The organism is Roseibium sp., assembly GCF_050301095.1.
Taxonomy (GTDB): domain Bacteria; phylum Pseudomonadota; class Alphaproteobacteria; order Rhizobiales; family Stappiaceae; genus Roseibium.
Window position 1 is genome coordinate 1 of sequence record NZ_JBNKYW010000215.1, and the last position, 7,163, is coordinate 7,163.

A 7,163-nucleotide genomic window follows, 5' to 3' on the forward strand; every position below is an offset into this window, starting at 1 on the left:
ATGGGCGGACTGCCGGCAGGTCCGATCAGGACCAGGGCGTTGGACGCGATCTCGCGGATTGTTTCTGCCTTCACTGCATCCCGGTCCCGGACATAATCCATCCAGGCGGCGTCGGCGGACAGGAACACCTCGGCCGGCGACCCGGCTTCCACTTGTCGGGCCAGCGTGCCGGTTCCGGCAAAGGAAAACACGACCCTGGTGCCGGTTTCTTCCTCAAAAGCCGTACCGACCTGTTCCATTGCCTCCTTGAGACTGGCGGCGGCAAAAACGGTCAGGCTGGCAGATTGAGCAAGAGCCACGGCAGGAAAGACGGGCAAGAGCGCGATAAGAAAGAACAAACGCCTGAACATCAGGACCTCGGTATTTGCAGAGGTTCCGAAGCTATGTCCCCCTTGATCAACGATCAATAGCCCGTGCCGGATGCCCCGACCCGTTTACGTAATTCTTACCAGGAATTGCGAAAAGGAACGTCCAGTGGAGTAGGGAGAAACAGCGGTGTCCAATCTTGTCCAGCGCAGCCTGGAACAAAGTTTCCTGTTCGCCTACCGCCAGTCCTGCAGGCTGTACCGCCCGCTCAGAAGCTGGATCGGCGCTGCCGTGCTCGGCCTGTTCGTTCTCATGACCGCCGCCGTCGTCCATGTCTTTCCGCTCTCCAACTGGGACATGTTTGCCTATACGGCCGCTGTTCTGGAACCGGGTGTCGAGGATCCGGCCGAATTGCACCGGCAAAGCTATGCCATCGTGAAGGACAACGTCAGCGAAGGCGAATATCTGACGCTGACCGGGGACCGGGCCTACCGCATCCGCCAGGCCGAGGATCCCGAGGCCTTCAGGACGATGCTGGGATTCTACCGGATCAAGATCCTTTATCTGGAAACCGCGCGGTTCCTGTCCGCCCAGATGGATCCGGTCAAGGCGCTGCGGATGATCTCGATCGCCTCCACCCTGGCCATCGGTATAATTCTGCTTGCCTGGCTCGCCCGGACCGGCACGCTGATGTACGGCCCCGTCGTCGCAGCCCTTCTGATCGGAGCCGCCTTCGGGGACGCCGCGCAACTGCTCTCGCCGGATCTTTACGCCAGCGTCTTTCTTCTTCTGGCGGCGCTCTTCTACGTGGAACGGCTCGACCTTCCGGCTGCCTTCAGCCTGTTCGCCGCCTTTCTGGTCCGGCCGGATCATCTTGCCTTTGTCGGTGTCTTCTTCGTCCTTGCCGCGATCTATGGCCCCGGACGGTGGAGCCTGACGGCCTGTTTCGCGGCCTGTCTCGCCGTCTATCTCTGGCTGACCCGCGGCGCGGATCATCCCGGCTGGTGGATCCACATGTGGTTTACCCATGTGGAGTACGTACCGACACTGGAAGGCTTCCACCCTCCCTTTTCCCTTGTCACCTACCTGCAGATGCTGGTGCGTTCGACCGTGCGCTCGCTGATGAGCCAGACCTGGCTGGCGCTGCTCTTCGCCGAGGTCCTGTTCTTCGCCAAGTGTATCTCGCCAGCAAAACTGGACGAGCGTCCGCGCGTTCTGCTCTACGCCGTGTTTACGTCAATCTGCGCCAAGTATCTGGTGTTTCCGCACTACGAAACACGGTTCTATCTGCCCTACCTGATGATCCTCGGCATGCTCCTTTTGACCGGTTGGCATCGCCAGCAGAAAACCTCGGGACCAGTGGACACCTCCACCTGAGACCCGCATCCGGCCATCCGCGCCAAGGCTCCGCAACGGAACTCTCCAGTTGACTTAGTTTCAAATGAAACTAAATTGGTCTCCGCTGGTAACATCTGGACCAGCGCGGTGTTACAAGGAGGACTAGAATGACGACCAACGAAATGCCGGGCACGGCGAACAAGCTGATAATTCCGCAATTGGCACCGCTTTATGCGGCTGTCCAGAACATCTCTTGGCTGGCATTTCGGGTGACAACCGGAGCGTTGCTCATGCCCCACGGTGCCCAAAAACTATTCGGCGCCTTTGGAGGCGGCGGCCTTGAAGGCACCTCGAAATTCTTCGAGAGCGTCGGCTACAGCGCACCGGACCTATTTGCTCTCCTGGTCGGAGTGGTGGAGTTCTTCGGCGGGCTTTGCATTGTGCTTGGCCTGTTTACGCGCCCGGTTGCCATCGCGGTTGCGATTTTCATGGCGGTTGCGGTTCAGTTTCACATGGGCAACGGTTTCTTCTGGGTCGCCAAGGGTTACGAGTATCCATTCCTGTGGGGCATGGCCGCACTCTTCTTCGCAGTGCAGGGCGGGGGCGCATATTCGCTCGACCGCAAATTGGGACGCGAATTCTAAACCGCCAACACCACCGGCATTCAACCGGAATGCCCCGAAGTGGACAGTCGGCTGCAGCGCGGCGGGAGGCTTGAGCATTTGGAGAGCCCCTGCCGCGGTTTACCCGAATTCGAGGGTTGCTTTTCACCCGCTCGCAAATCGGGTCGTCTCCGGAAATCACTGTCATTAGGGTCTCCTCAAATCACGCAAGGAGACCAAGCATGTTTCAGGTTCACCCGATTTCGGCAGACAATTTTTCCTATCTGAACGGTCTGTCGGAAGCCGAGCTTGCCGAGAGGAAGATCCAGGTGCACGTATCGGACGGCCGCTATCCCTGCCGGGTTTCGCTCGCCGATGCCGCCGCGGGCGAACGGGTCTATCTGCTCAATTTCGAGCACCAGCCGAACGAGACGCCCTATCGTTCAAGGCATGCGATTTTCGTCAAGGAGAGAGCCGAAGAAAACCACCCGGCACCGGGCACCATCCCCGCGTCGATTTCCAGCCGCCTTCTATCCGTCCGGGCGTTCAACAAGCGCCACGAGATCGTAGACGCGGATGTCATCGACGGAAGTGAAGTGGCGCCCCTGATTTCAACCTATCTCGACAATCCCCGTGTCGACTACATCCACCTGCATTATGCGGGCCGCGGCTGCTTTGCCGCGAAAGTGACGCGCGCCGGCGAATAGTGTCTCTCAGTACAGCCTGGGCAGTCCCTCGGAGGTGTTTTCTTCCAGAAGCGCCTTCGAACTTTTCCCAGTTTGCAGCATCCCGGGCCCGGCCGGGCCTGAGGTTTCCTCACCCGGCCTTTCGCCGAGTGCCATAAATCTATCCTTGCGACTTTTGCGAGGCCTCAACTGGCGCCAAGTTTCTTGATAAACTGGATCTTCCGACGGTTACCGTAATTTGGGAATGTCGATCGCAACGACGCCCGCCCTCCCATCCGGATTTTCACCGGGCGGATACCGAAGGCAACCCAAAGGGGAGACATGTGCCATGCCGACAGCCGCAGACCGCCGCGCCACTTTCAAGGCGTTACATGAAGCAGGCCGCGCTTTTCTGATGCCCAATCCCTTCGATATCGGTTCGGCGCGCATACTGGATGGAATGCGCTTCGACGCCATCGCCACCTCCAGCGCCGGTTATGCCTGGACGCGGGGGGTCCGGGATGCGGAAGGCCTGATCACCCGCGACGACGCCCTCGCCCACGCCGCCGACATCATCGCCGCCACCACCGTGCCGGTGAACGGCGACCTTGAAAACGGTTTCGGCGACAGCCCGGACGACGTGATTGAAACGGTGAAGGGCGCCATCGAGGTCGGTCTCGCGGGATGTTCCATCGAGGATTACACGACCGATCCCCACCACCCCTATTACGATCTCGATCTCGCAGTCGAGCGCGTCAAGGCGGCCGTTGATGTGAAGAACCGGCTGGCGCCGGACTTCGTTCTGACCGCGCGCAGCGAGGGGCCGGTTCAGACCTCCCACGAGCTTGAGGAAACCATCAAGCGGCTCAATGCCTTCGTCGACGTGGGCGCCGATTGCGTCTACGCGCCGCAATTGAAGGAAAAAGAACAGATTGTCGCTGTTCTGGCCGCTGTGGATGCGCCCTTGAACGTGCTGGCCGGCCGCAAGAATTTCCATCTGACCCGCAAGGAACTCGGCGACATGGGGGTTGCCCGCGTTTCCATCGGTGCCGGCCTGGCCCGGATCGCCTACGGAGCTTTCATTGCCGCCGCCGAAGACATGAAGGACGGCGGCGCCTTCGGCGCCTTCGACAGGGCGGACAATCTGGCGAGCGGCAGGATCGATTTCGAATCCTTCATGAAGGCCCGCCCCTGACGGGGCGGACCTTGTGAGCGTACCCTAGTCCGGAGTCTGCCGGTCCCTTTTTCGCTGTTTCATGACGCTGCGCACCATTTTGCCGAAGGCCTTGTCCTTCGATCTGCGTTCCGCAAGGCTTGACGAGTTGAAAGCCTCTTCGGCGATCAGCTTCCGCCACCTTTTCAATCTGGTCCCGTCCAGACTGCCGTCGCGGACCGCCTCCTGCACGGCGCAGCCCGGTTCGTTCTGGTGCCCGCAGTCGTTGAAGCGGCACCTTGCCGCCAGGGCTTTCAGGTCCGAAAAGAGATCCTCTATGCCCGAGGCCGCGTCGGTCAGCTGCAGTTCGCGCATGCCGGGAGCATCCAGCACAAGGCACCCTCCCGGAACCTGGTGAAGCTGCCGGCGGGTGGTCGTATGGCGCCCCCTGGCATCGTCTTCCCGTATGGCCTGCGTCGCAATGGACTGATTGCCCGCCAGGGCGTTTGTCAGCGTGGACTTGCCCACGCCGGACGAGCCGAGAAAGGCAACTGTTTTGCCAGGCTTGCACCAGTCCGCCAGTTTTGACGCAGGTTCATCGCCACGGGCGTCCAAGGTCACAACGGGAACCAGATCAGAGATCGCCTGTGCCTGATCGACATAGTGCTGCGTATCGGAAACCAGATCCGACTTGGTAAGCAGGATGACCGGCGAGATCTCCGCTTCGAAGGCAACCGCGATATAGCGTTCCAGACGGGCGACATTGAAATCCTGGTTACAGGAGGAAACGACGAAGACCGTTTCGATATTCGCGGCCATCAACTGGATCCGGCGGCCGGTTCCCGGGGCGCGCCGTTTCAGCAAGCTCTTGCGCTCCAGGATCCGGCTCGCGGAGACGCGGTGCGGTCCAGCAACAGCCAGTCGCCCACTGTCGCGTCCAAACGCGGTGGAAGGTTTTCATCAATGCCGTCGCCAAGGACGTGCAAAGCATTGCGGTGAACTTCGATTACGCGGACGGGCGGCGTTACTGCCAGCTCCTCGGCGCTTGTCTGTTGCGCGAAAAAGGGCTGCCAGCCAATCGCCTCAAGAGGTGAGGGACGCGGGTTTGCGTCTGCGCGGTCAGCGCCTGAAGGAAAGAATTCGGAATAGTTTCGTGCCATTGGATGTCTCGTGACTTAAACACACGTCATCAGGCGCCCTGGCGGGGCACCGGTTCATGTATTCAGGACTCTCTGATCTTCAGAGAGCCCGCTCACGCAATCTCTGACATCCAATCTCCGTGATTGCGCCGTTCAAGGCGCCTGTTTCACATAGTCGATGCGGGCCGCCGGATCAAGACGAGGCAGGTGGCCAGGTCACACGCACGACCGGGTTATTCCGGCCTGATGCCGACATAGGCGGCGCGCGGTCGGATCTGCTCGTTGGCGGCATATTGCTCCAGGGCATGGGCGATCCAGCCGGTGATACGGCCTGCGCAGAAGATGATCTTTCCCGACTCCCTCGGCAGGCCGTAGGTTTTCTGGATCGCCGCCAGAGCGAAGTCGATATTCGGCGAAAGACCGTAGAGGTCACCGGCAAGGCTGATGAGCTGCGGCAGACGCGCGACGAAGGGATGGTCCTGCGCGTTCCGGAACAGCATCTCCAGCAGGCAATCGGCACGCGGATCGCGCTCCAGGTAAACCGAGTGACCGAACCCGGGAAGGGTGTCGCCCCGGCTGAGGCGGGCCGACAGGGCTTCTTCGATATCGGTTTCGGGGCCGATGTCCGACAGCCAGGCCGCCGTCCGGTCGGACGCCGCGCCGTGGCGGGGCCCGGTGAAGGCGCCGAGTCCGGACAGAAGCGCCGCATGAAGCGGCGCCCGCGTGGAAGCGGCGCACCTCGCCGCGAAGGCGCTCGTGTTCAATTCGTGATCCGCCGACAGGACCAGCGCCGCCCGGATCAGGTTTTTCGCGGAGGCGGAAACGCCGAACGCCCCGGCGATCTGGCTGTGGACCGGAACAGAAACCGGCTGGGTGTTGAGGAGTGCCGCTGTCCCGTAGCGCAACAGGGCCGCTCCCTTGACCTGCAGCAACTTAGGCGCCTGGGTGAAGGCGGCCTTGTCCTGCAGCGGCCAGGCGGCAAGCGCCATCATCAGCCGGTCCAGCGGACCGAGCCCCGCAGGCAATGCCGGCGGGCCGTCCGGCGCCGGTTCCGCGAAAGGATCGGCCTCCGACCCCCAAAGCAGTGTCGCCACGGTTTCAAGCGTGGAGTTCTCCGCCAGATCGGTTGCCCGCCGCCCCCGATAGACCGGGCCATCCGGCGAGATCAGCGTCAGCTCGGTCTCAAGCACCGGATCGCCCGTCAATGGCCGGTTGCCGGCATGATCCTCCGAAGCCTTGCGGCCCTTCAGGCGGCGCACGTCCGAGGCGTCGTAACGGCGCTTTTTCCCCGGTCCCGCCACGGAGGATATCAGGCCACGGCTGACATAGGCGTAAAGGGTCGCAGGCTGGACACCGAGCTCGGCGGCCGCTTCGCGCGCAGAAAGATAGATCGGCTTGGTCATTCATTGATTGTATTTATCAATATTGATCAATGCAATCCCGGCTTCTTATCTGGCGCCGAAAAGAAGGAGATGAACATGACAGAAGCGCCGAACCCTGCCCGCATGACCCACGACCCGGTTGCCGGCCTGGAAGGCATCGTTGCCGCGACCACGAAACTGAGCGATGTCGACGGTCAGAACGGTGTTCTGATCTTGCGGGGCAAAAAGATCAACGCCCTGGCCGGCAAGGTGCCGTTCGAAACAGCCGTCCGGCATCTGTGGCAGAATGTCCAGGCTTCCGAATCTTCCGCGCTGAGGGCAGCTTTCGGTCAGGCCCGACTGACCGCCTTTGCGGTGATTCCGGTTCTGGAAAGCGCGTCCGCGAAGCTCACCGTCTATGAACGCATGCAACTCGGTCTTGCCGCGCTGGTCCTTTCCGGCGACATGCCGGACGCGATTGCCATCAGTGGCGCGCTGCCGGTGTTTCTGGCCGCGTCCCACCGGATTGCCAAAGGCCTTGACCCGATTGCGCCGGACAGTTCGCTCGAGACGGCTACCGATCTTCTGCGCATGCTGAC

8 protein-coding genes are annotated in these 7,163 nt (G+C 61.4%); 5 read left to right on the forward strand and 3 right to left on the reverse strand.

From position 1 onward, the window contains the following. Nucleotides 1-350 (reverse strand): molybdate ABC transporter substrate-binding protein (modA, locus tag ACQY7U_RS19070; RefSeq protein ID WP_428647852.1); only part of this gene is annotated, 350 nt, incomplete at its 3' end. A 145-nt stretch (nt 351-495) separates the two neighbouring features. On the opposite strand from modA, the gene ACQY7U_RS19075 reads away from it, so the two are divergent. From ACQY7U_RS19075 to ACQY7U_RS19090, 4 genes are all read left to right on the forward strand, one after another. After that, nucleotides 496-1,683 carry a hypothetical protein gene (locus ACQY7U_RS19075; RefSeq protein WP_428647854.1) on the forward strand — a complete coding sequence of 396 codons (1,188 nt, stop codon included), beginning with the start codon at nt 496-498 and terminating at the stop codon, nt 1,681-1,683. A gap of 128 nt (nt 1,684-1,811) precedes the next feature. Beyond that, nucleotides 1,812-2,288 (forward strand): DoxX family protein, encoded by a 477-nt coding sequence (locus ACQY7U_RS19080; protein WP_428647857.1) that lies wholly within the window; start codon nt 1,812-1,814, stop codon nt 2,286-2,288. A gap of 200 nt (nt 2,289-2,488) precedes the next feature. Beyond that, on the forward strand, nt 2,489-2,953 hold the full coding sequence (locus ACQY7U_RS19085; protein ID WP_428647859.1) for a DUF1203 domain-containing protein: 465 nt from the start codon (nt 2,489-2,491) through the stop codon (nt 2,951-2,953). Nucleotides 2,954-3,260: 307 nt separating this feature from the next. Continuing rightward, nucleotides 3,261-4,106 carry an isocitrate lyase/PEP mutase family protein gene (locus tag ACQY7U_RS19090; protein WP_428647861.1) on the forward strand — a complete coding sequence of 282 codons (846 nt, stop codon included), beginning with the start codon at nt 3,261-3,263 and terminating at the stop codon, nt 4,104-4,106. A gap of 24 nt (nt 4,107-4,130) precedes the next feature. Here ACQY7U_RS19090 and rsgA read toward each other — a convergent pair whose 3' ends face one another. Together rsgA and ACQY7U_RS19100 are read right to left on the reverse strand one after the other, a co-directional pair. Further along, nucleotides 4,131-4,928 carry a ribosome small subunit-dependent GTPase A gene (gene rsgA, locus ACQY7U_RS19095; RefSeq protein ID WP_428647864.1) on the reverse strand — a complete coding sequence of 266 codons (798 nt, stop codon included), beginning with the start codon at nt 4,926-4,928 and terminating at the stop codon, nt 4,131-4,133. Nucleotides 4,929-5,436: 508 nt separating this feature from the next. Then, nucleotides 5,437-6,606: a citrate/2-methylcitrate synthase gene (locus ACQY7U_RS19100; protein ID WP_428647866.1), complete on the reverse strand. Its 1,170-nt coding sequence runs from the start codon at nt 6,604-6,606 to the stop codon at nt 5,437-5,439. Between the two features lie 75 nt (nt 6,607-6,681). On the opposite strand from ACQY7U_RS19100, the gene ACQY7U_RS19105 reads away from it, so the two are divergent. Next, on the forward strand, nt 6,682-7,163 hold a 482-nt coding region (locus ACQY7U_RS19105), incomplete at its 3' end, for a citrate/2-methylcitrate synthase (RefSeq protein WP_428647868.1).